Source organism: Desulfopila aestuarii DSM 18488 (genome assembly GCF_900143695.1).
GTDB lineage: Bacteria > Desulfobacterota > Desulfobulbia > Desulfobulbales > Desulfocapsaceae > Desulfopila > Desulfopila aestuarii.
The window spans coordinates 1-25,408 of sequence record NZ_FRFE01000015.1; the positions used below are offsets into that span (position 1 = coordinate 1).

Annotated in this window: 29 protein-coding genes and 1 pseudogene; 10 read left to right on the forward strand and 20 right to left on the reverse strand. The window is 46.7% G+C overall.

Translation table 11 applies throughout. The features are described 5' to 3' along the window. The 6 genes from tnpA to BUF15_RS28090 form a co-directional block, all read right to left on the reverse strand. On the reverse strand, window positions 1–224 hold a 224-nt coding region (gene tnpA / locus BUF15_RS14680), incomplete at its 3' end, for an IS200/IS605 family transposase (RefSeq protein ID WP_143170728.1). A gap of 101 nt (window positions 225–325) precedes the next feature. Further along, window positions 326–865: a hypothetical protein gene (locus BUF15_RS14685; RefSeq protein WP_073614342.1), complete on the reverse strand. Its 540-nt coding sequence runs from the start codon at window positions 863–865 to the stop codon at window positions 326–328. 309 nt (window positions 866–1,174) lie between these two features. Beyond that, complete coding sequence (locus tag BUF15_RS14690) at window positions 1,175–2,932, reverse strand: hypothetical protein (protein ID WP_073614345.1); 1,758 nt, start codon at window positions 2,930–2,932, stop codon at window positions 1,175–1,177. A gap of 91 nt (window positions 2,933–3,023) precedes the next feature. Continuing rightward, the gene (locus tag BUF15_RS14695) at window positions 3,024–3,638 is read right to left on the reverse strand and encodes a hypothetical protein (protein ID WP_073614347.1); all 615 of its coding nucleotides are present in this window, start codon (window positions 3,636–3,638) and stop codon (window positions 3,024–3,026) included. Window positions 3,639–3,643: 5 nt separating this feature from the next. Further along, window positions 3,644–3,880 carry a DUF2188 domain-containing protein gene (locus BUF15_RS14700; protein ID WP_073614355.1) on the reverse strand — a complete coding sequence of 79 codons (237 nt, stop codon included), beginning with the start codon at window positions 3,878–3,880 and terminating at the stop codon, window positions 3,644–3,646. Between the two features lie 285 nt (window positions 3,881–4,165). After that, window positions 4,166–4,288, reverse strand: coding sequence for a hypothetical protein (locus BUF15_RS28090; protein WP_268753193.1), 123 nt, complete (start codon window positions 4,286–4,288; stop codon window positions 4,166–4,168). 171 nt (window positions 4,289–4,459) lie between these two features. Here BUF15_RS28090 and BUF15_RS14705 point away from each other — a divergent pair, with 171 nt between their 5' ends. Next, window positions 4,460–4,828 carry a cold-shock protein gene (locus tag BUF15_RS14705; protein ID WP_073614357.1) on the forward strand — a complete coding sequence of 123 codons (369 nt, stop codon included), beginning with the start codon at window positions 4,460–4,462 and terminating at the stop codon, window positions 4,826–4,828. 2 nt (window positions 4,829–4,830) lie between these two features. Beyond that, window positions 4,831–5,055: a hypothetical protein gene (locus tag BUF15_RS14710; RefSeq protein ID WP_073614359.1), complete on the forward strand. Its 225-nt coding sequence runs from the start codon at window positions 4,831–4,833 to the stop codon at window positions 5,053–5,055. A gap of 93 nt (window positions 5,056–5,148) precedes the next feature. On the opposite strand, the gene BUF15_RS14715 is transcribed toward BUF15_RS14710, so the two are convergent. The 4 genes from BUF15_RS14715 to truA form a co-directional block, all read right to left on the reverse strand. Then, window positions 5,149–5,634, reverse strand: coding sequence for a thioesterase family protein (locus tag BUF15_RS14715; protein WP_073614361.1), 486 nt, complete (start codon window positions 5,632–5,634; stop codon window positions 5,149–5,151). 142 nt (window positions 5,635–5,776) lie between these two features. Further along, entirely contained in the window at window positions 5,777–6,664 is an 888-nt protein-coding gene (locus BUF15_RS14720) for a DUF4438 domain-containing protein (protein ID WP_073614363.1), read from the reverse strand. A 90-nt stretch (window positions 6,665–6,754) separates the two neighbouring features. Then, window positions 6,755–7,087: a YajD family HNH nuclease gene (locus BUF15_RS14725; RefSeq protein ID WP_084554021.1), complete on the reverse strand. Its 333-nt coding sequence runs from the start codon at window positions 7,085–7,087 to the stop codon at window positions 6,755–6,757. A 51-nt stretch (window positions 7,088–7,138) separates the two neighbouring features. Then, a complete protein-coding gene (gene truA, locus BUF15_RS14730) occupies window positions 7,139–7,933 on the reverse strand; it encodes a tRNA pseudouridine(38-40) synthase TruA (protein WP_073614372.1) in 795 nt (264 codons plus the stop codon). Between the two features lie 95 nt (window positions 7,934–8,028). On the opposite strand from truA, the gene BUF15_RS14735 reads away from it, so the two are divergent. Together BUF15_RS14735 and BUF15_RS14740 are read left to right on the forward strand one after the other, a co-directional pair. Next, window positions 8,029–8,247: a hypothetical protein gene (locus BUF15_RS14735; RefSeq protein ID WP_073614374.1), complete on the forward strand. Its 219-nt coding sequence runs from the start codon at window positions 8,029–8,031 to the stop codon at window positions 8,245–8,247. Between the two features lie 127 nt (window positions 8,248–8,374). After that, window positions 8,375–9,544, forward strand: a complete 1,170-nt coding sequence (locus BUF15_RS14740; protein WP_073614375.1) for an ABC transporter substrate-binding protein — start codon at window positions 8,375–8,377, stop codon at window positions 9,542–9,544. 84 nt (window positions 9,545–9,628) lie between these two features. Here the strand turns inward: BUF15_RS14740 and BUF15_RS14745 are convergent, their stop codons facing one another. After that, window positions 9,629–9,967 (reverse strand): hypothetical protein, encoded by a 339-nt coding sequence (locus tag BUF15_RS14745; RefSeq protein WP_073614377.1) that lies wholly within the window; start codon window positions 9,965–9,967, stop codon window positions 9,629–9,631. A gap of 120 nt (window positions 9,968–10,087) precedes the next feature. On the opposite strand from BUF15_RS14745, the pseudogene BUF15_RS28625 reads away from it, so the two are divergent. Continuing rightward, a pseudogene (locus tag BUF15_RS28625) lies at window positions 10,088–10,443 on the forward strand (transposase); the annotation flags it as partial. Window positions 10,444–10,474: 31 nt separating this feature from the next. Here the strand turns inward: BUF15_RS28625 and allE are convergent. The 8 genes from allE to BUF15_RS14785 all read right to left on the reverse strand — a co-directional run bounded on the left by allE (window position 10,475) and on the right by BUF15_RS14785 (window position 17,205). Then, window positions 10,475–11,254: a (S)-ureidoglycine aminohydrolase gene (gene allE, locus BUF15_RS14750; RefSeq protein WP_073614379.1), complete on the reverse strand. Its 780-nt coding sequence runs from the start codon at window positions 11,252–11,254 to the stop codon at window positions 10,475–10,477. 15 nt (window positions 11,255–11,269) lie between these two features. Continuing rightward, complete coding sequence (gene ilvC, locus BUF15_RS14755; RefSeq protein WP_073614381.1) at window positions 11,270–12,265, reverse strand: ketol-acid reductoisomerase; 996 nt, start codon at window positions 12,263–12,265, stop codon at window positions 11,270–11,272. A gap of 13 nt (window positions 12,266–12,278) precedes the next feature. Beyond that, complete coding sequence (locus BUF15_RS14760; RefSeq protein ID WP_073614383.1) at window positions 12,279–13,541, reverse strand: Zn-dependent hydrolase; 1,263 nt, start codon at window positions 13,539–13,541, stop codon at window positions 12,279–12,281. A 66-nt stretch (window positions 13,542–13,607) separates the two neighbouring features. Further along, window positions 13,608–14,273: a GntR family transcriptional regulator gene (locus tag BUF15_RS14765; RefSeq protein ID WP_073614385.1), complete on the reverse strand. Its 666-nt coding sequence runs from the start codon at window positions 14,271–14,273 to the stop codon at window positions 13,608–13,610. Between the two features lie 35 nt (window positions 14,274–14,308). Then, the gene (locus BUF15_RS14770; protein ID WP_073614387.1) at window positions 14,309–15,037 is read right to left on the reverse strand and encodes an amino acid ABC transporter ATP-binding protein; all 729 of its coding nucleotides are present in this window, start codon (window positions 15,035–15,037) and stop codon (window positions 14,309–14,311) included. After that, complete coding sequence (locus tag BUF15_RS14775; protein ID WP_073614389.1) at window positions 15,018–15,674, reverse strand: amino acid ABC transporter permease; 657 nt, start codon at window positions 15,672–15,674, stop codon at window positions 15,018–15,020. The genes BUF15_RS14770 and BUF15_RS14775 overlap by 20 nt, the downstream gene beginning before the upstream one ends. After that, window positions 15,671–16,339 carry an amino acid ABC transporter permease gene (locus BUF15_RS14780; RefSeq protein WP_073614391.1) on the reverse strand — a complete coding sequence of 223 codons (669 nt, stop codon included), beginning with the start codon at window positions 16,337–16,339 and terminating at the stop codon, window positions 15,671–15,673. The genes BUF15_RS14775 and BUF15_RS14780 overlap by 4 nt, the downstream gene beginning before the upstream one ends. A 62-nt stretch (window positions 16,340–16,401) precedes the next feature. Continuing rightward, a complete protein-coding gene (locus BUF15_RS14785; protein ID WP_073614393.1) occupies window positions 16,402–17,205 on the reverse strand; it encodes a transporter substrate-binding domain-containing protein in 804 nt (267 codons plus the stop codon). A gap of 1,206 nt (window positions 17,206–18,411) precedes the next feature. Between BUF15_RS14785 and BUF15_RS14795 the strand changes: the two genes are divergently transcribed. Genes BUF15_RS14795 through BUF15_RS14815 form a run of 5 tightly spaced genes read left to right on the forward strand, consistent with a single transcriptional unit; the run spans window position 18,412 to window position 24,297 of the window. Beyond that, complete coding sequence (locus BUF15_RS14795; RefSeq protein WP_073614397.1) at window positions 18,412–19,404, forward strand: BMP family protein; 993 nt, start codon at window positions 18,412–18,414, stop codon at window positions 19,402–19,404. A 58-nt stretch (window positions 19,405–19,462) separates the two neighbouring features. Next, window positions 19,463–21,013 carry an ABC transporter ATP-binding protein gene (locus tag BUF15_RS14800; protein WP_073614399.1) on the forward strand — a complete coding sequence of 517 codons (1,551 nt, stop codon included), beginning with the start codon at window positions 19,463–19,465 and terminating at the stop codon, window positions 21,011–21,013. Further along, on the forward strand, window positions 21,010–22,059 hold the full coding sequence (locus tag BUF15_RS14805) for an ABC transporter permease (protein WP_073614401.1): 1,050 nt from the start codon (window positions 21,010–21,012) through the stop codon (window positions 22,057–22,059). The genes BUF15_RS14800 and BUF15_RS14805 overlap by 4 nt, the downstream gene beginning before the upstream one ends. Window positions 22,060–22,062: 3 nt before the next feature. Then, entirely contained in the window at window positions 22,063–23,004 is a 942-nt protein-coding gene (locus tag BUF15_RS14810) for an ABC transporter permease (protein WP_073614403.1), read from the forward strand. A 9-nt stretch (window positions 23,005–23,013) separates the two neighbouring features. Next, entirely contained in the window at window positions 23,014–24,297 is a 1,284-nt protein-coding gene (locus BUF15_RS14815) for a cytosine deaminase (RefSeq protein ID WP_073614405.1), read from the forward strand. Window positions 24,298–24,314: 17 nt separating this feature from the next. On the opposite strand, the gene BUF15_RS14820 is transcribed toward BUF15_RS14815, so the two are convergent. Further along, complete coding sequence (locus BUF15_RS14820) at window positions 24,315–25,301, reverse strand: hypothetical protein (protein ID WP_073614407.1); 987 nt, start codon at window positions 25,299–25,301, stop codon at window positions 24,315–24,317. Between the last annotated feature and the right edge of the window lie 107 nt (window positions 25,302–25,408).

A 25,408-nucleotide genomic window follows, 5' to 3' on the forward strand; every position in this document is an offset into this window, starting at 1 on the left:
GACACAGCATATTTCGGTGGTATTGAGATCAGCATGTGAATGTGGTCCGGCTGCAGATGCCCTTCCAGCACTTTGCTCTCCTTCTGCCGAGCCAAATCATGCAACACCTCACCAAGGTGTTTTCTCAGCTGCCCATAAAGCGTTTTCTTTCGACACTTCGGTATCCACACGACGTGGTACTTGCATTCCCACTTCGAGTGGCTTAAACATTGTGTGTTGTTCATGAAGCCTCCTTCTCGTGACTTTGAGCGGTCCACGAGAGCGGAGGCTTCTTCATTTTGCAGGAACCGTCAAACTTTTGTAGTCCCCCGGCAAAGCCGGGGGTTTACCTAAAGGAAATTAGTGACAATAGATAATCCATATCTTTTCTGTTCTCTTCAGGTCTGCCAAAATACATCATTGCCTTAGTTCCAAGAAGCAATAGGAACATGGATTTTTCATATTCGTCATTAAATGCCTGAAGTAAGCGATCTCTCAATTTCGATAAGCTAAATTTAATAAGATCATCCGTAAGTTCAATTTTTTGATAGTTGTCCCATAAAGGGTTGAGCCTCAGGATGTCTGCTGGGCGCGGAATTATCCCTCTGGAAGTATATATTGCAACTTCCAGAGCTCTCGTTTTTGTTTTTAGCGCGAGATCGTCGTCAAATGAGTACTCTATGAGTTTTTCAATACCTACCTTGCCCCATGCAGGCAGAGCAACCATAGCTAATGGAGCAAGATCTTCGTCGTAAACAAGTTTTACGATGGAATCACAATCAGCTTTTTCAGAATAACGAGCTGAGCGTGCTACTAACTGAACAAGTTTTTCGGTTTGAATTCCTGACTGTAAGCATTCAGATATTTCTATTTGAAGTTCATCCATTGTTGCTTTCTACTTATGAATTGTCTTGAAATTTATTAATTATTTTTTAACGACATTTAACAAGTTATTCAGATGATCTGTATATCTCCCATGATTGGGATGATATACAGAGAGATGACAGCATTCTAGAGCCCCTTGCTGAGGACCTTCTACAGTTAACATGTTTTCCCTAAGTCTTTCTAGATCGATAGGAGATATGTGGACTACTCAGGTTCGCATAACAGTAGATCTCTTTAAACACGGCAGAAATACTTGAATCTGAGCTTCGACACGGCAGTCTCAACCTGTGCTTCCGTTTTTGTAGACTTGTTAGATTTTTCTTTCTCGAGTCAGATCAAATATATAATCATTCGGTTTCTTACTTTCATTTAATCTTCTTTCCAAGTCTGAATATAGTATTTTCCCAAACTCAAAAGCCTGCTCAAGATTATATATCTTAAAAGTAGATGTAGTCATATCAACTATTTCACTTAGGATTTGATCTATGTAGTAGTGAGTATTTTCTACTAGTACATTAATGTAATTAGGTGAGGTTCCAGAATGTACGATTAAATTTCTGGTTCTGTAAACACGGCGAACCTGCCAAGTGATATTGCTTTTGTGGTTTTCTAGTTTCTGTTGAATTTTAGATTTATCTTTGAGAATGCTAGAAATCTTAAATACTCTGTTTCTTAACAAATGGAAATTATCAAATTTACCATAAAGAGTCGTTAGCTTAGGGTGAAATTGATCATCTGAGAGTAACAGAAGAAATTTAGAGAAATGAGTATCAACATCTGTTGCAATATCGTCAGATAGCTCGTGCAATGCGTCAGAATTCCATCGTATTATATCATGATACAGTTCTAAGCATAATTTTCTAAAATATCTCATTAAGATCAACGGAGTTATTTCTATACATATATTTTCAACTTTTGATTTTTTATATACTGATGGGATTAGTGTTTCAAGAATGATCCATAAATTAACTAATTGATTTTCTGGGGTAAGATTTTGGAGGCAATTACTGTGAAGTTCCAATACTCTGTTGAATTTCTTGAAACTATCTGATTGCAGTGAAATGTTTTCAAAGACTTGGTTTGTTAGAAGGGCCACATCGTTCGACTTGTGATTGAACGATTTCCTCATTGGATTGATTTGATTACTTGCGACTAAAGAATCTTTACTGCAACAATGTTGTTTAACCAAGCTTCGCTTATTCCACCTGAGTTTTGAGTTGTGGAAAAAGAGATTTGATGTATTACGTATAGTTTCAAGCCTTTTTTCAGCAAAGTCCCTGGCAAAAAACGGATCTGGAAGTTTAAGACCTCTCACTTCGACTATAATGTGACCGTCTTTAGCTTTGAAATTATGCTTTTCAAGTAATTCTTTAGTTCTTTCTTCTGCAACATCAGCAATCCTAATTCCAAAATAGTTAAATGACTTTTCTAGCAATAATATGCTTTTAGAAACCTTGAAAAAGGCGCTATATACATGCCTTTTAGGGTTCATTGTTTTGAAAAGCTCCCAAAGGGAATTGTCGGATTCCACTTTGATGTTTCCATTAAAGAAAATTTTGTTAAATTGATGATAGATGAATTGTTTGCTTATACCTCTGTTGATTAGCGTTGTTATATAAGTGCTTATAAGTATATCAATTTCATCTTTATTATTTTTTTCTATTGCAGACTGAAGTTTCTCCTGAATCTTCTTTATGTATCTCCCTCTCTCTAAACTTCTTTCAAGCACGCTGACCTTAAGCTTTAATTCACTTAAAGGAGAATCCTCTTTCAGGCCAAGGAAATAATTAATATCCAAAGCGGTTAATTCCTTGGCTGATTTGTCTTTTTTGAATACTTGCTTAAGCTCTTCGATTATGTATTTCACGTTGTTTCGATCAATATTACCTTTATCAACTTCTTCGATAACTTTTAAAAGTTCAATACACAAAGAGGGTGCATTAAGAGCTCTCGGCTTATAGGAATCTATCGTGTAATCAAATAATAATTCATCTAACCTTTGTATGCAAAAATGAAACCCAGGACTTAGTTTTTCACTATTCCAATGGCTAGTGTCTTTATTATTCATTAACTATAACTCCAGGTATTATTATTTTCACATAAATATAACGCAATGCTCACGGTTGGTGCGCGTTTTTGCGCAACCGTCCAGAAAATTGTTATTTATTAAACCATTCTTTCATGTGATGCATTATTTCTGCTATTGGGACTTCGTCAGTTGAATTATGGCCATCTTTTTCGACAACTTCATCATATAAATATGCCTGAAATTCATTAAAACCATCCCATACTTTCTGACCACCATGTCCTCTATTCAGCTCTTCACTGACGAACCAATTACGTACAGCATAAATTGCCTTTACCACATCATCATTGTGATTTTTTATATCTGATCCAGATAGGTCTGAAATAGCTTTTTGGTAACGATATTTTTCTTTTTCAAGTATTAGAATCTTCTTGGTTTCCCATAAGCCGCCTTTTAATCTTTTGCAACCATAATCTATACCCAGCTCAAAAGGCATATTCATTCGATAATGTTCACCCTTACCCTTGGAAACAATTCGTGATAAATCATGAATTCCAAATTTTGATTTGAGTATTAAATCGATGATTTTATCAATTCTAGACTCTGCTGAATCTGAACGCTCTAATGCTAATCTTGGTTTAAAACCAAAATACATTACGGTGAAAATGATACCAATTAGGAGCTGACGGAAATCATCATCGAATGGGCAGTTTATGAACACATTTCTAGTAAAATCATCACAAATCATAGTGATTATTTCTTATCTTTTGGTGGGTTAGGGTCATTCCCATAGCTATCTTTCTGCCTAATCTTACCATCCTGCCCATGTATATATAATTCTGCTTTTTGGTTTTTTGCTATGGTTCTGCCATGATCGATAGCATCCTTCTGAGTCTTGTGTACTTTTGTGGCTTTAGATGAACCGCCTTTTTTTACAGCCCATCCACCACTTGGATTTTTCACAATATGTTGAGTTGTCTTTTTGGCCATAATATTTCCTTAAACTATAAGTTATTCATTTGACCTGCATATCGCTCAAGATTGGGATGATATACAGAAAGATAGTATCGTTTTTGAGGCATTGATCGAGGTCCTTTCAAAGTCAACATATTTCCCCTTCCCCTTGACTCCCAATCTTTTTCTAAAACCTTGACCCAAGATTCGGCTTGCCAGAGAAGTACTTCTTATAGTCTTTCGCCAATACCTCAAGATCACTAATACGCCGCGAAAGATGATAAGACGCCAATTGCACATTTCCGGTGATAACTGCACCTGTTATGCATCAAGGAATTTTCCCAACGCTTTCGGCTCAAGGCCCCACATCTTATCCAGTCGATCGTGAATAAGGTCATCTATCGTTTCATCGGCTTCAACGGCGGCCAGTGCGACATATCGCAATGGTTTATCTTTGAGCGGTGGCCTTTGATTCGTTCCTTATGCAAATTATCACGATGTGACAATTCACATATTATCCTCATGGTTACGAACAATTACCGTAGAACTTAGTGATTGTCTACGTTAGAATAACGACTCAAACATCTTGTTAGCGCAAAATGATGCACGGACGGTATGACAAGCGCTGGCAGATCATTTCCAGAGAAGCACATTTTACTACTATTTTTCGATCAGCAGCTGCCCTACCTTTATTTCAAAAAGGATAGGAATTGGCTAATATTCGTTGAAAAGGAACTCTCACAAAATGGCTCGATGACAAGGGGAGGCACATTCATTGCTCCAGAAAAAGGCCGGCAGGAAATCTTTGTCCACAGTTCTGCTTTTGATAGAGACCTGCCGAGAAGGCCAAGAGCTGGAGATACGATCTATTACTCCCCCCAGAAGGATGAATCTACCCGACAATGTTCTCGCCCTTGGGCTCAACCAGAAGACGAGAGCATCTATCCAGATGTTAAAATGGAGACTATCTCTTTCGTGTTATGATAATGAAACTTTTGGTCACAATCGGGCTGCTCGCAGCAGCAGGACTTGCTATTGTCCTTTACGGTTTCGGAATTCCGGCGGCCGTTCTCTCTGTTTCAAGTCTTACGGCCCTCTATTGGTGGTTCATCAGGGACCCAGAAAGGAAAGAAAAATCGCCAGCCCCCCCGGTCAGCTGTTGCCATTATCTTGGGGATATTGACAAGGACGAAAAAGATCGAAGCCGATAGAGCAAGCTCATCAAGTTTCAGCCCATTTACAGAATTCCAAATAGAACAAAGGGGAATTCCCCTTCTAATAAGCACACGAAAAACTGGGATCTGTCAGGGTACACCTGACCTGTTACTTTTTATACCGAGTCGCTGCATCGCTTTGTCTGGTCTCTCCAATGTTTTGTGTCTCACCATAACCTGTGCTAATTCTGCCTGCACAACATCAGGAAAGGGAGTACTGCGTCTCTTTGCTAAATGAATATTCATCGCCAGACATTCATTGACAGCCGCCAGCACTCCAGTTGCTGTATTGATCATACGGTGATAGTAGTGCACCCGTTTATAATCCCAATTAAGCAGCTGCGTAGTGATTGTAACCTTGTCCCCCTCAAACACCTCACTCAGGTAATCGACATCCATGCCAACTGTAAAAACACTGCAGCCCGTCTGTTGAATGTATTGCCCTCCCAATCCCCATTTTTCATAGACAGCATCAGTCGCATTGTCGAAAGCAAGGACATAATATGCCACATTCATATGACCATTATAATCAATCCATTCAGGCAGGATAGTTAGCTGGTTCTGGTAAAGCACCATACGATTTCTCCCCCGAAACTTTCACTTGGGCGATCTTTTGACAGATCCTCAAAGACTCCAACCAGATCGCTCAAGACAACCCAACAGTATTTGTTACAGTTCAACTTAATCCAGCAGGATAGATATTGCAGGATACAGACCGCTACAGCCGCATTCTGCCAATCTTCAGCAAGCCTGCAATATTTGCCGCCGGATCAATAACCGGCTCTATCTGGCCGCTGGTACAGGTCATAATAGTTGTAACTCCCGGCCCATGACCAGCCTTCAAGCAATCGCTGTGCACAACAACACCGATAGAGACTGCTCCTTTCTTGTAGGCTCGTCCATACGCATTGTCGTGATCGAGCAAAGCAACAATGTCGCCAAAGCGGATCTTGTCGAGCTTGTATTCTGCTACCGTTTCTGGATCGCTGGTCATAATGTCGTAATCGCCGGTGGCAACATGGGGAGAACCGACACCTGAGCCCATACACACAGCGGGGGCCAGGGTGGTTACTGGAACCTGCAGCTTACCGCCCTGCTCTTTGATGGCCATCTTCTGCAGCAGATCAGGATCAAGATTGAAAAGCTTGATCTCAGGATAATCGGTGAGTGCCAGGCCCTGACCTCTACTGTAAACGATGATCTTGTCGTCGTAGGTCATTTTCTCCATGGCAGCCACTGGAAAATCAATCATCAGGTGCTCGGAACCACCATGCTTACCGGTTACCACACCTTCTGTCCCCTCCGCCTTGCCGCTGACAAGCATCGCCTTGTTGCCAACACACCCATACATCTGTAATGAATCGTTGGGAAATTCGAGCCGTTTCTCAGTATTGGAGTTACAACTGACTCCCGGTTCGATATGGTCTCCCGCCAGGCCAAAGACCGAATCACCCACCAGAACATTCAAGGTAATTCCGCCGATAGCCGGCAGGATGAACGGTACCCCATTATGGTCCACCTGGAATGTCCCCCTTGTCCTGGGCTGACCGGGCTGGCATTGCAGTAACATTTCAACTATTTTATCTCTGTTGGTTTTCAAACTCATGAGCTCACGAAAGGTTGAGATTGATCATTAACTGTTCCATAAGTGACATATCGGCGTACTGCCAAAAAACACGTCACGGTTTTACGACACTCACCCAGATGAGCTCCCGCCCTTCCCACCTTTTGCCTTCATCTTGTCCTTAAGATTGGCAAAAGGGGTATGTGTGGAAAGCTCCTGTTTATCGGCATCAGAATTATGGGTGGGCAGCCATTCGGCATCAATTAACCGGGAGTGTTCGTTATCGTGGCAGTAAATGCACAATAATTCCCAGTTGCTGCCATCGGGAGGATTGTTTTTATAGTTGTGATCTTTATGATGAACAGTCAGCTCCCTCAATTTCTTGCCGGTAAAATCACGGCCACAGCTCGCGCAAACCCAGGGCAGGATTTTCAATGCCTGCTCGCGGTATTCAATTTTTTTCATTGTCGTCTCATCTTCGATGTCAAATAATCATCTGGACTTACATTTTCCCCGCTATGAACTTCTTATAAAATCATCCAGAAGTTCCTTGTCATAACAGGCCTTTTCAAAAAAAAGGCCTGCGGCCGGAGCTGTATGATGCGAAGGAATCTCCGATGCGCTGCCACGACACAGCCCCCGAATCGTTTCTTCTGTCAACCGGTGACATCCTGCTTCAACCAACACACCGACCATTCGACGTACCATGTGCCAGAGAAAATGAGAGCCTATAACCCTAATTCTGACAGCTCCGCCCTGCTCCTCAACAACATCAACTTTATATACAAGTACCTTGGTTGATTTTTTCATCTCCTTCTTTTCTGCAAATGCGGCAAAATCGTGCATTCCTTCCATGAGAGCTGCTGCACGCTGCATAGCAGCAATATCCAATTCTTCTCGCACCCACCAGCTATACCGCTTACCAAAAGCCGATTTCCTGCTGCGCAGCTGATAGATATAGCTTCTTGCAACACAGCTATGCCTGGCATGAAAACGCGGATCTACCAGTTCAACTGCTATCACAGCAATATCTTTGGGCAATGTATCGTTCAGCATCTGTTCTACGACAAATGGTTCCAACTCACTTGCCACCTGAAGATGAGCGATATATTCAAGAGCATGAACACCAGCGTCTGTACGGCCACATCCCTGAATATCAATTTCAGCATCTTCACCAAAAACGCGCATAGCCCCTTTGAGCAAATCCCCCTGCACTGTTCTGGCGTCTTTCTGTTTCTGCCAGCCACTGAAATTTTTACCGTCATACTCCAACGTGAGCTTGTACCGAAAGGTAGTTGGCTTTCTGATCATATTGCCATCCTTAGTCATTGAGAAATTACGCTGAAGTCTGTCATTAGCCAGGCGCGTTATTTGCCTTCATCGATCAAACAGCATACGAGGAAGGCATGCCTGAAGAGTATCAAACGCTTCGCAAAATGCGAGAGGATTCACCAGAGCGAATTAGCGGTTACCATTACCGGCTGATGCAGAAATGGCTCTGGCTGCTCCGGAGAAACATGCACGAGCGCCCTCTTTTTCCCTGTTCGGCTTTGCAATGGCCAGTTCTCATTGCCATCCTGTACCAACCTTTCGCTTCACTTCGTTTTCAAGAGGTTATAGAATGATTTTATCATTTTTTCCGTATTGGTTGTGATGAACCTCGACATTTAGGAAACGCTGGGAATCGAATATGCGAAAACACGATCCTGGTCATTACACGTACTGCCCACCAAAGGTAATGCAGGCTGGGTTATGACAAAACGCATCACCACAATCATCTGCATCCTCTGTTTTTTAAGCGTTCAGCTGCTGTCCGCCCGAAGCGTCACGGCGCAACGTCATGAAAACCAGATGAATAGTAGGTCAGACAAACCGATCCGGGCTGTGCTCCTCAATCCGGGAGGTAGTCACTGGTTCTGGAAAATGACGATTGATTTCATGCAGGCAGCGGCCGCAGACCTCAATATAGAGCTGGAAGTCGTCACTTCCGACTATAACCATCTGCTCACCATTGAACAGGCGAAAGAGATCGTCGCACGGGCGAATCCACCCGACTATATCATAACCGGTAATGAGAAGAGCAACGCCGGGGAAATCATTCGTATCGCCGACGAGGCAGGAGTGAAAATTTTCCTGTTCAGCAATGGTTTTGTCGACCCTAAAGACAAACAGGAATACGGAAACCCGCGAGAAAAGTTCCCATTTTGGATTGGTGAACTCATACCCAATAACTACTCAGCCGGCTATACCATGGGCAAGATGTTGATTGACGAGGCGCTGCACAAAAATCTGCGGGCAGTTGATGGCAAAATCAACATCGTAGCCATCGCCGGTGCCTACCTCACCCACGCCTCCGAAGAGCGGTTACGAGGACTGAATGATGCAATGGCAGAATATCCTGACACGGTACAACTGCTCCAGGTCTTCCATGGGGATTGGACCTATGACAAGGCCGTGCAGCTCAGCCAGGGTGTTTTTCGACGTTACCCGAAGGTCCAGATTCTCTGGGGCGCCAACGATACAACGGCTCTGGGTGCCATGGACGTGGCAGCCTCTCTAGGCATGAGGCCGGGGCAGAATATCCTGTTTGGCGGATGCGGCTGGTATGAACCGGCGTTGCAGAAAGTTGAAGAAGGAAAACTCACCACCTCGGTCGGCGGTCACTTCATGGAAGGGGGCTGGGTAATGGTGATGCTCAACGACTACCACCATGGCATTGATTTTATAGACGATCCATGGAAAACATCAATGTTCTCTATCGATGCGACAAACGTCGGAAAATATCTGCAGATATTCGGCAAGCAAGACTGGCGACAGATCGATTTTCGAAAATTCTCAAAAGCATATACTCCCGCTCTCAAACGATACGATTTCAGCCTTGAGGCCGTGATTCAACAAATCGAATCGCAAAAACCGCAGTAACAATCGACATTTTTAGGCAAACAGCAAATGCAGACCTCTTATGGATGACGATGATACCGGGATCACTTACGAGGGCCAACACCTTCAGGTATCACTCTGTTTTTCTTCTTTTTTGTTCAGCTCTTCATCAATATAGCGCCGTATATATCGCTGACCGTTGAGAGCAGAGGTGGCTACCCAAACTATAAAAAAAAGCACAAGACTTAGGGTTACTGCCGCCCCTTCTGGCCATAGCAAGGATACCAGCACCAATACTGCAATTGCGAGGCCGATACATATTTTTGCACGTTTCTTCGACTGCCTGATTATTTCCCACGCAGCATCCGGTGTCTTGATGCCACAGCTATGCATAGTATCACGCATGGACTCGTAGCCGCGTTGATGCCGGTTTGCCATACGGCCAAATGGATCATTGAGCTTCACAGGAAAATCTCACTTTATGAATTTTGAAATGCATTTTACATTTTACCGACTTCAACCGTCATGTTACCGCATTTTCTGTCTTCTATGTAAATAAAATATCATAAAATCCGAGATCTTCATTCATTTGATCGTAAAAGATGGACCGACAGCAGAAGAAATTATCTATTCAGGATCCAGTCACTGATTAAGGATTTCAAAAGTCGTTATCTGGGCAAGCGGGAAAGGGCATACAAAAAAACCTTCTTACTTTCCCTGAGAAGAATGCTGGGCTGCAAGGTGAAAAACAGTTTCTGACGTTCATCGAAACGTTGCATAGCAAGCAGTGGATCACGTATGCCAAGCAGCCCTTTGGTTGACCGGAACAGGTGCTTGAAATCTCGTTCGCCATATCAGACCGTAGTGACGGTACTACGGAAAAAGAACTGACCATCAATGCTGCAGAGTTTATCAGGCGGCGTCTCCTGCACGTGTTGCCCCCGCAGCTCAGTTCTCAAAGCAGTACGTGAGCTACAGGCTTTCATCGCGGTGGCAATCTTTGGAATAAATATACTCCATTCTCGATAGGCCGGTGCCGTAACAGGCTTGTTTGCAAAAAGGGGCAAACCAGATGAAATCTTCTGCCTGAACCGGTATCCATTGCTCATCAAGGAGATAGAGGCCTTGCCCGCTATAGATATAGGCACCATGCTCCTGAACATGTGTCTCCACAAAAGGGTGACAACCTCCAGGAAGAAAGGCAAGAGTATGAAAGTTCATGTCAAAGGATTCATCGACAGGCAACAAATCCCTGACAAAAACATTGCCCATCTCATCGTAGGGTGACTCACTTATAGTTCTGACGTTGCCGATTACCGGCCATGGTCGTTTTCTATCTGGGGAGGGATGAGGAGTAAAGCGCTGCTTATAAAGCAGGATACGGACCGGGCTGTCGCCTTCAGAGGCAAACTGGAGCCCCTCCCCAGGAGGTACATATATATACCCTCCAGCAGCCAAAGTAGTGCTGGTATTCCCAGTGCTCACCTGTAAATGCCCCTGGCCGTCAAGGACATAGAGGAAAACCTCTATGTCCTTCTGTAAACCGTAAGGCATAGTCGTCTTCCCGTTCGTACTCACTTCGCCCACCATCTGGACGAAGTTAGCACCAAGCTTTGGTGAGGCCAAAATTGTCATCCTGCACCCAGAGATCCCGGGAATCACATTTATTACCCTACCCTCAGGGCTTATGACGGCATACTTCCCGGGCTGAATTACCGATCTGTTTTTCAAGAACCCCTCTGGATATCCCATCACACTCTCCTGTTGTTATTTTCCAAATTTCTCACGCCAAATCTTGCCAGTTTGCTCCATATCTGATTCTGTCCAGGTGCGACGCATTCTATTGAGTGTAGGCATCCCAAGCGAGAACTCCTGCAACCAATTTCGGGCAAAGATCCCGGCCTCAGTCTCCTTGAAAATCTTCTCCATCTCTTCTTCGTTGATGACCCGTGGTCCACTGTGTCTTACGGCGAACTCACAGGTACGACTTGCCCTGGATGTGAGATAGGTTTCAATTCCAACCTCATCAATATCATCAATGATGGAGCGGATTGAGCGAATGGCCTTTGCATAAGCAAAAGATCGCGGGTATCCGTTTTTCACCATGATGTTGTACATAGTCCGCATCAGGTGAATAGTTCCACCATAAAGCACCTGCTCCTCATAATTGTCCCCCTCCGTTTCATGCTGGAAGGTCATAGCGACAGCTCCAACGCGTGTTGAACCAACAGCCTTGGCGATAGCCAGTGCTGTCTCCAAAGCGTTTCCGCTGACATCCTGATCCACACTCACACACCCCCATATGCCGGAACCATCTTTATACTTCTGCCTGGTTACCGGGCCAGGTCCGTTGGGAACAAACAATACCACATCGATATCTTCAGGAGGACGAATAGTCCCATAGAGTACGGCAAAGCCGTGGGCAAAACTCAGGGTTTGTCCAGCTCGCAGATGCTGGTGAATCGACTCATAATACACTGGAGGTTGCGCTGGGTCCTGCAGTAGAATATGAACGATATCTGCCTTTTTTACAGCCTCCTCTATAGTGTAGACCTCAAAACCATCTGCAGTAGCTTTATCCCAGCTTGAATGTCTCTTCCTGTCGCCCGCACCGACGATCACCTGGACTCCGCTTTCCCTCATATTCATACTCTGGGCTCGCCCCTGGCTTCCATAACCGATTACGGCAACAACCTTCCCATTGAGGATCTGCATATCCACATCCTCATCACGGTAAATCTTCTCAAACTCGCGTGTATCCATCAGCCAATCCTCATTAATAAAGTGAACGATCTATTGCAGGCAACTCGTTCAGAGAGTTCCCGGTCTTTATAACAGCACCTAACAAAACATCAGCTCCGGCCGCACAATCCTCCCATGAAGTGCACTCGACTTCAGCATGACTTCGACCACCAATTGACGGGACAAAAATCATCGCACTGGGGGTATCCTTATTGATATAGATTGTGTCATGTGAAGCCCCTGAAACCATATCAAGTGAAGTTAAACCCAAATCTCTGGCGGTAGAATGGACGAGTGCGATTAACGATTCGTCAAAAGGTGCCCTATCGACCTCCCAGACTTTATTTATGGCAACCTCACAACCAGCCTCTTTTGCCAGTTCGATGAGTGATCTTTCAACTTCCTGACACACCCGATCCGTCTCCTGCTCATTCCAGCCTCTGATATCGATAGTGAAGTGAACGTGTCCGGCAATAACGTTTCGTGAATTGGGAGTAGGATGAACCTCCCCGACCGACGCTACTACATTATCTGCTGCAAGTCCCAGTTCATAAATCCGCTTGCCCATAAGAGCAAAGGCGTAGAGCGCATCCTGTCGTGCATTCATAGGGGTCGGTCCCACATGGTTCGGTACGCCCTGTACTTCTATATCGTACCATCTCAAGCAAACGATCCCCTTAGGGACACCAATCCGGATACCCCTTTGCTCTAAAACCGGCCCTTGTTCGATGTGGTACTCGAAGTTGGCATACATTGGGCGAGGATCAAAGTCTTCCTGGCCCTTGTAGCCGATCCTCTCAAGCTCGTCTCCAAGCGTAAGTCCGTTGCGATCGGTGAGAGCATACATTTTGTCGCGATCCAGCTTGCCGGCAAAATATCCTGATCCTGTCGTTCCTGGAGTAAATCGACTCCCCTCCTCGTTGGTCCAGTTGACGACGATCAGATCTCTTTCCAACTGGATGCCGGCATCTCGAAGGGTGTACATAATCTCCAATCCTGCGATGATCCCAAGAATGCCGTCGAACCGACCACCTTCGGGCTGTGAGTCACAATGGGAGCCTGTCATCACCGGCGGCAGGTGCAACTGCTTTCCACGCAAGATGAAAAACATGTTCCCTATTGTATCCACTTTTATTTCCGCTCCTGCCTCGGCAAACCACCGCTTTAACTGATCTCTGGCATCACGGTCCTCATCAGTGAGCGCAAGACGACTTACCCCGCCCCTGTCGGTTCCGCCAAACGCGGCGATCTCGGTGAGGAGTTTTTGCAATCGGTCTCTATTCGTACGCATGTTCATTTCTGTAGTCTTTTTTCAAGTTATTGGTTTGTCTTGAGCAGAAACAATGACAGCCTCCAGATGACATCAGGCCCGCTCACAAGCTGCGGAGCGAAAGACTACCGATTTCATCTGCTCAAAATGATTTTGCAGGCAGTCAACAGCCGCATTGACACTACCTGTCTCAATTGATCCCAGTAATTCAAGGTGTTCCTCGGTTGCCTCATGAATTCTGTCGGTATTCTGGCTCTGTATCGCTTGAATGGAAACGACCTGAATAAGGTTTTGCAGATACGAGTAGAGTTTAGGGAGCCTCTGGTTAGGACTGAGCGAGAGTATCGCCTGGTGAAAGGCATTATCGACAATAAAAAACTCCTTGAGATCCATGGAATTGGTTACCTCGGAAAACCGATGCTTGAAATCAGACACCGGAAAAGTGGCCAACCGGTTCCCAGCTGTCTGGAGAGCGTAAGTCTCGAGGAGCAAGCGTAGATCCAGGATATCCGCAGCATCCTGCGCTGAGATCTGTACCACGGAATGGCTTGTGCGAGGGGTGATAACCACGAGATCGTCCTGGGCCAATTTATTGAGGGCCTCACGAATAGGGGTAACACTCAAGTTCAATCGCTCTGACAGTTCATCGAGTACAAGTCGTTCCCCGAACTTCAGCTCGCCTGTGAGGATCATGGCTTTGATCTCGTCATACGCCACTTCTCCGAGGTTTGGTCGTGGTCTTCTGCTCTTCTTTTCCATATTCATCTCCATCTCAGCCTCACTGCAACGGCCAGTTATAAAACCGATTTGACAAAGGAGGCCAACTCAGGGGTCTGTGGTCGGGTAAAGAGCTCCTCTGGCGCGCCCATCTCATGTACCTTGCCCTGATGCATAAATATCAGGGTATCTCCGACCTCTCTGGCAAAACGCATTTCGTGGGTCACCATGATCAAAGTCATTCCATCTGCGGCAAGGCGTTGAACGACTTCGAGAACCTCATCGACTAATTCAGGATCCAATGCCGAGGTTATTTCATCACACAGAAGAACTTTGGGCCTCATTGCAAGAGCACGCGCGATGGCGACCCGCTGCTGCTGGCCACCTGACAGCTGATCAGGGTAAGCATTGAATTTATCTGCAAGCCCCACACGTTCAAGCATCTCCATGGCAAGCTCAGTAACGTGTTCACGCGACTCCTTCTTGACAACTTTGGGAGCCAGCATGACGTTTTCTCCGGCGGTCAAGTGCGGAAACAGGTTGAACTGCTGAAAAACCATTCCCACCTTCAAACGAAGGGGGATCAGATCTGCCTTCAATCCACTTACCCGCTTGCCATCGATATTAACGATGCCATCACCAAACGATTCCAGTCCATTTAGCACACGTAGAAGAGTGCTCTTTCCTGAACCACTTCGGCCAATTATGGCAACAACCTCTCCTTCTTTAACCGAGAACGAGACTCCTTTGAGTACCTCGAGGTCCCCAAAACTCTTGTGGAGTTCATCAACGCATATAAGTTGCATAGCTCCTCCTCTCAACGCGGCGGGCAAACGCCGATAGTGGGAAACAGATGAGAAAGTATCCTATGGCGACCAGACCATAGACAAGCATCGGCTTAAAGGTCGCGTTAGCGATCATTGTCCCGGTTTTTGTAATCTCCATAAACCCTATTATTGACGTAACTGCGGTTCCCTTGACGACCTGGACGGAAAATCCGACCGTTGGTGGCAAGGAGATGCGTACAGCCTGAGGGATAATGACATAGCGCATCTGCTGCCACCGATTCATCGCAAGGCTTGCTGAAGCCTCCCATTGCCCAAAGGGAAGGGACTCAACGCACCCACGCCAGATTTCAGCCAGGTAGGCACTGGTAAAGAGGGTCAAACCAATAAGAGCGGTTGCAAGTGCTGAGATATCGATCCCCATGAGAGCAAGGCCGAAAAAGAGCAAAAAGAGCTGCATCAATAATGGAGTCCCCTGGAAAAACTCGATGTATATTTTGGCGAGTTGTCGCAGCAAAGGGTTGGGCGATATCCTGGCAAACAGCATTACCATCCCAGCTGTCGAGCCAAGAATGAAGGCTGCAAATGAAAGACCGACAGTCCACCCCATGCCGATCAGTAGATGGGAGACAATGTCCCATAGCGTAAATTGGATCATGCCTTCCTCCTCTCAATAAAACGCATGCCGATCTGGTTTAAGCATTTGCGGACCAGCACGGCAAGCATGAGGTAGAGCAGAGTGCTGGTTAAATAGATCTCAAAGGCACGAAAGGTCTGGGTCTGGATGAGATTGGCGGCATAAGTCAGTTCCTGGGCGGCAATCTGTGAACAGACCGAGGAGCCTAGCATCACAATCACGATCTGGCTGCAGAGCGCGGGCCAGACATTCTTCAAGGCCGGTCGCAGGACAACATACCGCAAGGCCTGCCAACGGTTCATGGCCAGAGATTCAGCAGCCTCAAGAAGTCCTTTGGGAATTGACATCACTCCTGCCCTGATAATTTCTGTTGAATACGCCCCTAAATTGATGACCATGGTCAAGACAGATGCCTCCCATCCGTTTAACTTGACTCCGAGCGCCGGTAATCCAAAAAAAATGAAGTAGAGCTGCACCAGAAAAGGGGTGTTACGAACACACTCGATATAGACGGTAAAGACCTGGGACAGGAGAGGTAAGGTCCAGGCTCTGGAAACCGCACCGACCGTTCCTATAATAATACCGACAAACGATCCGATCGCTGTGAGCACAACTGTTAGGGCTACCCCTCTTGCCAGTAGTTCCCAATTGCTGGCAATCGCCTCAAAGGAAAATTGGTATGCCATGAAAGTGTCTCCTTACGACAAGGGCAGCTATCGCATTCCAGCTGCCCAGGGTATTGCTTGGCTTACAGATCCTGAGGAAGTTTTGTATGGAGCCACTTCTGCGAGATTGACTCTAAAGCGCCACTGTTCTTTGCACTGGCAATAATCTCATTGAGCTTGGTCATCAACGCCGGTTGCTCCTTGTTTATGCCAATGTAACATGGAGAATTTTTGATGAGGAATTTTGACTCTAGCATTTTGTTTGGCTTTTGCTCATTTATAGAGGCCGCAACGACATTGCCGGTGGCCACAAAAGCTACCTGACCAGAGAGGTAGGCTGAGATAGTTGAACTATTGTCTTCAAAACGGTGGATTACAGCAGATTCCGGTGCAATTTTAGTAAGCTCAAGGTCTTCAATAGAACCACGGGTTACCGCAACTGTCTTGCCTGTAAGATCATCTGGTTTACTGACCGCTTCGCCCTCAGGGCCGAAAACACCATTATAGAAAGGGGCGTAGGCTTCGGTGAAATCGATGACCTTTTGTCGCTCAGGGTTTTTGCCCAGCGAGGAAATTACCAGATCGACCTTCCCCGTCGTCAGGTATGGAATCCTGTTGGTACTGGTTACAGGCACAAGTTCGAGCTTTACACCCAACTCCTGCGCGATGAGAGCGGCCATGTCAATGTCGTAGCCGAGGGGTTTCATGTCTGGGCCAACAGAACCAAATGGTGGGAAATCCTGCGGCACAGCTACTTTGAGCACCCCACTGCTACCAATCTTCTCTAAAGCATTGTCAGAGGCCTCACTGGATAGAGGTAACGCCGCGAGATGCAAACCAAAGACAAGCGCAGCACACCAAGAAAGTACATTCCGTTTCATCATCATTCTCCATTCTTCTTCTCGTATTGAAACTGTTGTGCACCCAGCGTTCCATAAGTACTGGGTCGCCTCCAATCTTGTATCTTGCATCTTATAAGATGTAAGATGCGCATGTTCTAGCATCTTTAATGCCAGAAAAACCTTCCCAGATTCAAAAAGATGAAAATATGGATAATTTATTGATTTAAATTGATTATTAATTTTACAAATGTCACTGCAAATAAGAATGAAACGATCTCACACGAGACCATTTGCTATCATAAATGTATTAAACTTTCAAACATGTCGCCGCATACCCACACTTATGTAACGCTATGAAAGAGGAAGGGAATATGAAATCAATCAGAATTGACAGGATTTGAAGTTAAATCAAATCCCAAATGAAATTTTTTCCCAGGGGCTCATGCAAAAAGGACCTATACAGTTGGCGGAGGGGACAGAAAAAGTATATTTCAAGAGGCGAGAATTAGGCGCGTCGGAATCCCTATTTCGTCACATCTAAAATGCCAGCTCTCATACAGAAGTCAGAAAGGTTATTTCTAGAAGAAGGTGAAGCAAGCCCAGGCAAACTGATTTCGCCATTATTTCATGGGCATGTCTAAGATCTCTCTAATCTCATCGGCTTTATCAAGACGGAGTTGGCTACTCTTAGGAATAATTGCAAGGAAAGGTCTTCGCTTAGCTGAGCTTGGTAGAATGTGTTGTTTTTCTTGCCAATAGCTTTCGCAGCATACATGGCAACGAAATTCAAAGTACCGGAGAGCGAGCGACCGCATTACGCCAAAAAGGGTTTGCAACAATTTATGCAGCAGGTCAAACAGTAATACCTCAAAGCCACCAGCGCTCTCCACCTGAAGCCAGATGGCACTCAAATCCCACTTCTACATTTTTGTGAATATCAGGCAGTTGTCCAACATTAATGTGAATGATTGCCACAATGCTTCCCTTATCCTGACCCACCACACCTATAAAAACACAACGATACCAGCAAAACTCTCTATTTAATTAGAAACATAACTCCAACATACTTTTCAAATAAACGCCTGGCACCTTTCTTGATGTGGCTTCGGATGATTGTATCATTACAGGGAAGTGGTCAGAAGATTTTTAATACATGTACGATCAAACATTGTCACGGGGTGTCTACTCAATGTATCTTGCAGCACAAATAAATATCCCGAGAAGCTTAACTCAAAAATTAGGAGAGTAATCATGAAAAAACCGTTTTCGTTCGTCTGTTTCATCCTGTTTGCAGCCTTGATCTGCCTCCCAGGCAGTGTCTTGGCAGCCAAAATCAAAGTTGCCGGTATCTACTCCCAGCCAATCCAGCAGAAATGGGATGCATGCCTGCATAAGGCGCTGCTGTCTCTTTCTGAAAAAGGCGAAATTGACTACGTATTTTCCGAAAAAGTATCAAACACCGACTATATTCGTGTCCTTCGTGAATATGCAGAGTCTGGAGTCGCACTCGTTGTAGGAGAGGCTTTCGGTATTTCCCGCGATGTACATAAAGCGGCGGACGACTATCCAGAAGTAGCATTCCTTATGGGTGACTCTTTCGGTCCGTACGGCAAAAACATGTCGGTCTTCGACAATTATATTCATGAACCATGCTACCTGATGGGCATGATTGCAGGCACCATGACCAAGACCAACAAGATTGGTATGGTTGGCGGCTACCCAATTGGTGAAGTTAACCGCCTTTTCAACGCCTTCATGGAAGGTGCAAAATCTGTAAATCCTGATGTGCAGTTCAAAGTGTCATTCATCGGCTCCTGGTATGATCCACCAAAAGCAAAGGAATTCGCATACGCCCAGATTGAGGCCGGAGTTGATGTGCTGTACGCTGAGCGCGCAGGAGTTGTTGATGCCGCAAAGGAGAAAGGCATTGTCGCTTTTGGTAACGTTAACGACATGAACAAGGAAGAGAACGGCAAAGATGTCGTCGTCGCCTCAGCGCTGTGGCATATGGAGCCAGCAATCGGCCACGCTGTTGAAAGAGTAAAGGCTGGTACATTTACTGCCGAAGATTACAAGGAATGGACCATGATGGGCAAGGGAGGCGCCTCCCTCTCACCGTACTATGAGTTCGAAGACAAGCTACCGGCAGAGATTAAAGAGAAGGTTGCACAGACTGCCACAGGGATCAAAGACGGCTCCGTGGTAGTGGAAATCAACGACAACGAACCAAAATCCACGTTCTAGCCTCAACTCACCCAGTCGGCGGCTCTGTTTGAGCCGCCGAAACCCGCGAGTAACCTCCATGATCTCAGAACGACCTCTTCTCAGCCTTAAAGCCATAACGAAAACGTTCGGCACTCTGGTTGCCAACGACAATATCGATCTTGAACTGAACCGCGGGGAGGTTCTCGCCCTGCTTGGTGAAAACGGAGCTGGGAAAACCACACTCATGAATATCCTGTTCGGTCACTATCGCGCCGATCATGGAACCATAGAGATAGACGGTTCCCAGCTGTCACCCGGTTCTCCCAAGGAAGCACTGCAGGCTGGACTTGGCATGGTTCACCAGCATTTCACTCTGGCTGACAACATGACCGTTCTCGACAATATCATGCTGGGAACAGAACCGTTGTTTTCACTGCGCCGTCATAACAGTGAAGCAATTACGAAGATCAAACGGCTGTCGGAACAATACGAAATCGATGTCAACCCTAACTCAAAAGTCAACACCCTATCGGTTGGCCAGCGACAGCGGGTGGAGATTCTCAAAGCGTTGTATAGAGATACCAGAATCCTCATCCTCGATGAACCAACGGCAGTCTTGACCCCTCAGGAAAGCGATCATCTCTTTGCCACGCTCAAGCTTCTCGTTACAGAAGGACTGGCAATTATCTTTATCACCCATAAGTTGCGCGAAGTAATGGCTGTCAGTGACCGGTGCCTTGTTTTGCGGCATGGCAAAACTATTTACCAGTGCAGGACCGCCGACACAACAGCCCACAAACTCGCAACGGAAATGGTGGGTGGCGAACTTCCCAAAGTCTTGCGGAAAAAATCAGAACTGGGAAAATCGCTCTTTGAACTGAACAATATCAACGCCTCCGACCGCAAAGGTCATCAGCTTCTACGAGATCTCAACCTCAAGCTTCACGCTGGCGAGATCATTGGTATTGCCGGAGTCTCCGGCAACGGCCAAAGCCACCTCGCTGATCTTGTGTCCGGCTTACTGACACCCTCATCTGGGCAGTTGGTTCTCAATGGCATCCAGGTAGATAAACCAACTCCTTTGCACATGCTGCGCAAGGGAGTCGGAAGAATACCAGAAGATCGGACAGCAACTGGAGTCATTGGAGATATGACCGTCCTTGAAAATATTGCGCTCGAAAAATACTGGAAAAAAGAGTACAGCCGATTCGGGATGCTGAACAGCCGCACACTTGCCAACCACACCAGAAAGCTGACCACCTCTTTTGATGTACGTTGTGGAGGTTTACATTCCAGCGCCAGAAACATGTCTGGCGGCAATATGCAGAAACTTATTCTTTCACGGGTACTCTCTGAAAACCCGCAGGTCATACTAGCCAATCAGCCAACCTGGGGGCTTGATGTCGGGGCGACCGCCTTCGTTCATCGCCAACTTATCGATGCATGTAGTGAAGGAGCCGGGGTTATTATTATTTCCGAAGATCTTGATGAGCTGTTTAGTTTGGCTGATACCATACAGGTTATGTATCAGGCAAGTCTCTCACCGCCAATAGACCCTGCGAGAACAACGGCAGCTGAACTTGGTCTTGCCATGAGCGGCCACAGAGATGTCGTTCACTCCCTGCTGCTCAAAGAGGCTCAATCATGAGACTTGAGCCACGAGAAAACGTAACACTGTTGATCAAGGCCATGGTGCCCATCAGTGCCGGAATCATCTCCCTGCTCTGCTGCTCCGCCCTTATAATCTGGGCCGGTGCGTCACCTCTTGAGGCATGTGTATTGCTGATCAAAGGCTCGCTGGGTTCGCGTTTTGCCATCTCGGAAACACTTACCCGGACAATACCGCTTATCTTCTGCGGACTTGCCGCTGCCGTTGCCTTCCGAGCCAAACTGTGGAATATCGGTGCCGAAGGACAGCTCTATGCAGGCGCCTGCATCGCTACCTGGCTCGGAACCGGGATGATCGACCTGCCACCCTGGTTGATGATTCCCTTTCTTTTTGCTGCAGGCGCACTAGCGGGAGGCCTTCTGCTGCTTGGCCCGACAATCCTGAAAACAAAGTTTGCGCTGGATGAGGTTGTCACCACCCTGTTGCTCAACTTCATTGTTCTGCTCTTTGTCAACTGGCTTGTTTTCGGCCCCTGGAAAGACCCAATGGCCATGGGCTGGCCCCAGGCTGCACCGGTAATCGATTCGGCCACACTGGGTCACATACTAGCAAAAACCAGACTGCACTGGGGTCTGGCTATCGCCATCATCGCCACATTCGGAGTATGGTTTCTGATGCGGTTCACCACCTGGGGGTATGAGATCCGTGCTGTCGGTCATTCTCAGAAAGCCAGTCATTTTGCTGGTATTCCGATAAACCGTGTCATCATTCGTACAGCTCTCATCTCTGGAGGGTTGGCAGGGTTTGCCGGCGTATCAGAGCTTTGCGGCCTGAAAGGATATCTGACGCTGGATCTCTCGCCCGGTTTCGGCTATTCAGGCATTGTGGTAGCCATGCTTGCCTCCTTGCATCCGCTGGGAGTTCTGCTCTCTTCGCTCTTTATTGCAATACTGTCCATCGGGGCTGACTCCATGAGTAGATCGCTCAACATATCCAACTATATTGCTGATGTTGCCACTGCAGTATCTTTACTGGCCGTACTGCTCAGTATGATGTTGACCAAATATACAATACGGTGGAGATAGCACATGGATCTTGTACAACTGCTTTTTGAAGCCGGTTTCTGGGCCGCCAGCGTACGCATGGCCACCCCGCTCATATTCGGCACCATAGGCGAGCTGATCTGTGAACGCGCCGGTGTCCTTAACCTCGGCATTGAGGGAATTATGGCTGCCGGCTGTATGACAGGCTGGACCTGGGTCTATTTTGGCGGTGACCTCTGGATGGGTGTACTCGCCGCAGCCTTTGTCGGTGCGCTGTTTGGTCTGCTGCACGCCGTGTTTACTGTTCATCTTGGGCTATCCCAGCACGTCACTGGTTTGGGCATTACAATGCTGGCTGCCGCCCTGTCCTCATTCGTGTTCAGAATGCTGCTGCCGAATATCACCACGCCCCCGAAGATAACCCCATTTCAACTGCTGGAGATCCCATTTTTGAGCGAAATCCCGCTTCTGGGAAAGGTTGTCTTCACCCAGTCACCGATGACCATTCTTGCACTTCTTACCGTCATTGTGGTGGCATATTTTCTCAAGAAAACTCCAGCAGGATTGGCACTCTCTATGACAGGTGAGAATCCGATGGCGGTCGAATCCCAAGGACTTTCGGTGTTTGCCATCCGCACCTGGGCTGTCATGACCGGCAGTGCTTTAATGGCAGTTGGCGGCGCATTCCTTACCATGTCGGCTTTTGACGCATTTTATATCGGCATGGTCAACGGACGGGGCTGGATATGTATCGCCCTGGTGGTGTTCGCCTCATGGAACCCGCTCAAGGCACTCCTTGGCACTATCATCTTCGCAGCATTCGATGCGCTGCAGATGCGGGTTCAACAACAGTCTGGCATGATCATTCCCTATCAGTTTTACCTGATGATGCCGTATATTTTCTCTATTGTCGCGCTCATCATAATGTCACGCAGATCTGCATATCCCAAAGCGTTGCTGGTTCCTTTCAGAAAAGGAGAACGGTAAGGAGAGACAATGTTAGACTATCTTATAAAGAATGCACTTCTCCCTGGGAAAGCGCACCCTATCGACATTGCCATCAGAAATGGTCGCTTTGTCGAGATAGAGAAAACGATTAATGCTCCTGCAGAGCAGGAACTGGACGTTCAAGGCTGCCTGGTCACCCCACCCTTCGTCGACAGCCATTTCCACATGGATGCAACGCTTTCGCTGGGACTGCCGAGATACAACCATAGCGGCACACTACTTGAGGGTATACAGATCTGGAATGAACTCAAGCCGAAGCTTACTGGAGAAGCGATCAAGCAGCGGGCGCTCCAGTTACTCAACTGGTCCATCGCCAAAGGAACCCTGGCCATCCGCAGCCATGTTGACGTTACAGACCCGTCGCTGCTAGCAGTAGATGTATTACTTGAAGTGCAAAAGGAGATGAAGGAGTGGGTCGATATTCAGCTCGTCGCGTTCCCTCAGGACGGTGTATTGAGCACTCCAGGCAGTAAGGATCTTCTCATCAGAGCACTTGACAAGGGGGTGGAAGTCGTCGGGGGTATTCCTCATTTCGAGCAGACCATGCAGGCGGGCACCGAGTCGATCGGTTGGCTCTGTTCTTTAGCCGAATCACGGGGTCTGCTCATCGATATGCATTGCGACGAAAGCGATGACCCGCTCTCACGACATGTTGAACACCTCACCTTCGAGACCCGGCGCATGGGGCTTGGGGGCAGAGTTGCAGCCTCGCACCTGACCTCCATGCACTCCATGGACAACTATTATGTCTCAAAACTGCTGCCACTCATGGCCGAATCTGGCATCCAGGCAATCTGCAACCCGTTGATTAATATTCACCTGCAGGGACGACACGACACCTACCCGAAGCGTCGCGGCCTCACCCGGGTTCCTGAGCTACTGGCCGCCGGTGTCAACGTCGCCTTTGGGCATGACTGTGTAATGGATCCCTGGTACCCAATGGGCAGTCACGACATGCTTGAAGTCGCCCATATGGGTGCGCACTGTTTGCAGATGATGGGGACAGCCCAAGCTGCAATGCTACTGGAGATGGTGACAACCCGTGGCGCAGAAGTCCTGAACCTTGAGAATTACGGTATTGAAGTCGGTAAACAGGCCGATTTCGTTGTCCTTCAAGCTGCTGACCCAATGGAGGCGCTCAGACTGAAACCGGCCAAATTATATGTTTTTCGCAAAGGCCGGATTATCGCCTCAACGCCAGAGGTTCACAGCACTGTTCACCTCGGAGAGACTGTAGCAGATGTCACGTTTCAGCAAGCCGACCTGAAATAGCCATCCGGCAGAGAGAATCAAGAGATCAACGACAGCTTCTGTAGTTGATCTCTTGCCACTTGTTCCAGGGAGACGTTGCCAAAACGTGTAACATCAAGCTCCGGAAAACGTTCAGCCATCATCTCGACAAACGTCATGTTTTTTGACAGTTTCAGTACCTTCTGCCAGTAATCGATAACATCTTCAAGATATTCTCGTATCTGGAACGCACGTGAACCAGCATCATAAATAGTGCAACGTTCCAGGGGGTAAGATGGTGCTTCAAAGTTTGATTCAATAAACTCTGGAGCCATGAGAGAATTACAACGCATGAGATCAGTGCCTGTTATCTTTATTGATACTCTAGACTCTATGGTTGGCACAAAAAATCGGCCTTCAATGTAACAGACATGTGTTCCCTCGTAATTCGGAAAGTGCCTGCGACAGGCATTGTCTGCTTCTATCAATCGTTCCTCGCTCATCAGGCCGCCTATAGTAAAGAACAGGATTGAACCCAGTTCGATTCCCTGTTTTACAGCCTCCTTGACCATAATATCCAATCCGTGCCGTAAACTCGTTCCCGTAGCCACGACATCACCGATAATAATCTGGGCCTTCTGGGGAAAAGATATCTTCTTGTACTCATCCTCTGTAATGTGCCACAGCTCTGAATCTTCGGTCACCCGTGCTCTCTGGGCGGTAACAAAAGAAGAGCTGTGTGTATTCCAGCCAAAGGCTTTTGCCAGTGCGCCACGAAGCCCGAAATTCAATCCCCCACGAAGGATATTGAAAACCATGGAACGGTTTTCCTGTAGTGAAATCGGCGTAGTTTGCGCTGTGAGTCGGAAAAAGGTCGCACAGGCTGCTTCCAGTTTTTCAGTGTATTCATAGCCCATCACGAGCGGATCATTACAGATAGCCCTGGTTTCAGGGGTTGAGAGTATGTAACGGTTTACCGTTGTCTCTGCACTATCTTCAATCTGGTAAACTGCGCAGCCATTTTCTCTGTTGACTTCTGTTAGCATAGCCTTCTTACAACCCAAGCTTGTAGTTAAAATTCGATTTCCTCATAAACAGATTGGCTAAAAGCCACTCGCATCACCCAGCCTTTGGTATCAATAAGACTGTCGTG

Excerpts from the sequence above, each read along its gene's own strand:
- BUF15_RS14760 (WP_073614383.1), bottom strand. The coding sequence starts at position 13,541 with ATGAACATGCGTACGAATAGAGACCGATTGCAAAAACTCCTCACCGAG.
- BUF15_RS14800 (WP_073614399.1), top strand. The coding sequence starts at position 19,463 with ATGATCTCAGAACGACCTCTTCTCAGCCTTAAAGCCATAACGAAAACG.
- truA (WP_073614372.1), bottom strand. The coding sequence starts at position 7,933 with ATGATCAGAAAGCCAACTACCTTTCGGTACAAGCTCACGTTGGAGTAT.
- BUF15_RS14810 (WP_073614403.1), top strand. The coding sequence starts at position 22,063 with ATGGATCTTGTACAACTGCTTTTTGAAGCCGGTTTCTGGGCCGCCAGC.
- BUF15_RS14775 (WP_073614389.1), bottom strand. The coding sequence starts at position 15,674 with ATGATCCAATTTACGCTATGGGACATTGTCTCCCATCTACTGATCGGC.
- BUF15_RS14805 (WP_073614401.1), top strand. The coding sequence starts at position 21,010 with ATGAGACTTGAGCCACGAGAAAACGTAACACTGTTGATCAAGGCCATG.
- BUF15_RS14770 (WP_073614387.1), bottom strand. The coding sequence starts at position 15,037 with ATGCAACTTATATGCGTTGATGAACTCCACAAGAGTTTTGGGGACCTC.
- BUF15_RS14685 (WP_073614342.1), bottom strand. The coding sequence starts at position 865 with ATGGATGAACTTCAAATAGAAATATCTGAATGCTTACAGTCAGGAATT.
- BUF15_RS14705 (WP_073614357.1), top strand. The coding sequence starts at position 4,460 with ATGACAAGCGCTGGCAGATCATTTCCAGAGAAGCACATTTTACTACTA.
- BUF15_RS14690 (WP_073614345.1), bottom strand. The coding sequence starts at position 2,932 with ATGAATAATAAAGACACTAGCCATTGGAATAGTGAAAAACTAAGTCCT.
- BUF15_RS14785 (WP_073614393.1), bottom strand. The coding sequence starts at position 17,205 with ATGATGATGAAACGGAATGTACTTTCTTGGTGTGCTGCGCTTGTCTTT.
- BUF15_RS14735 (WP_073614374.1), top strand. The coding sequence starts at position 8,029 with ATGCCTGAAGAGTATCAAACGCTTCGCAAAATGCGAGAGGATTCACCA.
- BUF15_RS14715 (WP_073614361.1), bottom strand. The coding sequence starts at position 5,634 with ATGGTGCTTTACCAGAACCAGCTAACTATCCTGCCTGAATGGATTGAT.
- BUF15_RS14695 (WP_073614347.1), bottom strand. The coding sequence starts at position 3,638 with ATGATTTGTGATGATTTTACTAGAAATGTGTTCATAAACTGCCCATTC.
- BUF15_RS14710 (WP_073614359.1), top strand. The coding sequence starts at position 4,831 with ATGAAACTTTTGGTCACAATCGGGCTGCTCGCAGCAGCAGGACTTGCT.
- allE (WP_073614379.1), bottom strand. The coding sequence starts at position 11,254 with ATGGGATATCCAGAGGGGTTCTTGAAAAACAGATCGGTAATTCAGCCC.
- BUF15_RS14720 (WP_073614363.1), bottom strand. The coding sequence starts at position 6,664 with ATGAGTTTGAAAACCAACAGAGATAAAATAGTTGAAATGTTACTGCAA.
- ilvC (WP_073614381.1), bottom strand. The coding sequence starts at position 12,265 with ATGGATACACGCGAGTTTGAGAAGATTTACCGTGATGAGGATGTGGAT.
- BUF15_RS14820 (WP_073614407.1), bottom strand. The coding sequence starts at position 25,301 with ATGCTAACAGAAGTCAACAGAGAAAATGGCTGCGCAGTTTACCAGATT.
- BUF15_RS14815 (WP_073614405.1), top strand. The coding sequence starts at position 23,014 with ATGTTAGACTATCTTATAAAGAATGCACTTCTCCCTGGGAAAGCGCAC.
- BUF15_RS14795 (WP_073614397.1), top strand. The coding sequence starts at position 18,412 with ATGAAAAAACCGTTTTCGTTCGTCTGTTTCATCCTGTTTGCAGCCTTG.
- BUF15_RS14700 (WP_073614355.1), bottom strand. The coding sequence starts at position 3,880 with ATGGCCAAAAAGACAACTCAACATATTGTGAAAAATCCAAGTGGTGGA.
- BUF15_RS14740 (WP_073614375.1), top strand. The coding sequence starts at position 8,375 with ATGACAAAACGCATCACCACAATCATCTGCATCCTCTGTTTTTTAAGC.
- BUF15_RS14780 (WP_073614391.1), bottom strand. The coding sequence starts at position 16,339 with ATGGCATACCAATTTTCCTTTGAGGCGATTGCCAGCAATTGGGAACTA.
- BUF15_RS14765 (WP_073614385.1), bottom strand. The coding sequence starts at position 14,273 with ATGGAAAAGAAGAGCAGAAGACCACGACCAAACCTCGGAGAAGTGGCG.
- BUF15_RS14725 (WP_084554021.1), bottom strand. The coding sequence starts at position 7,087 with ATGAAAAAAATTGAATACCGCGAGCAGGCATTGAAAATCCTGCCCTGG.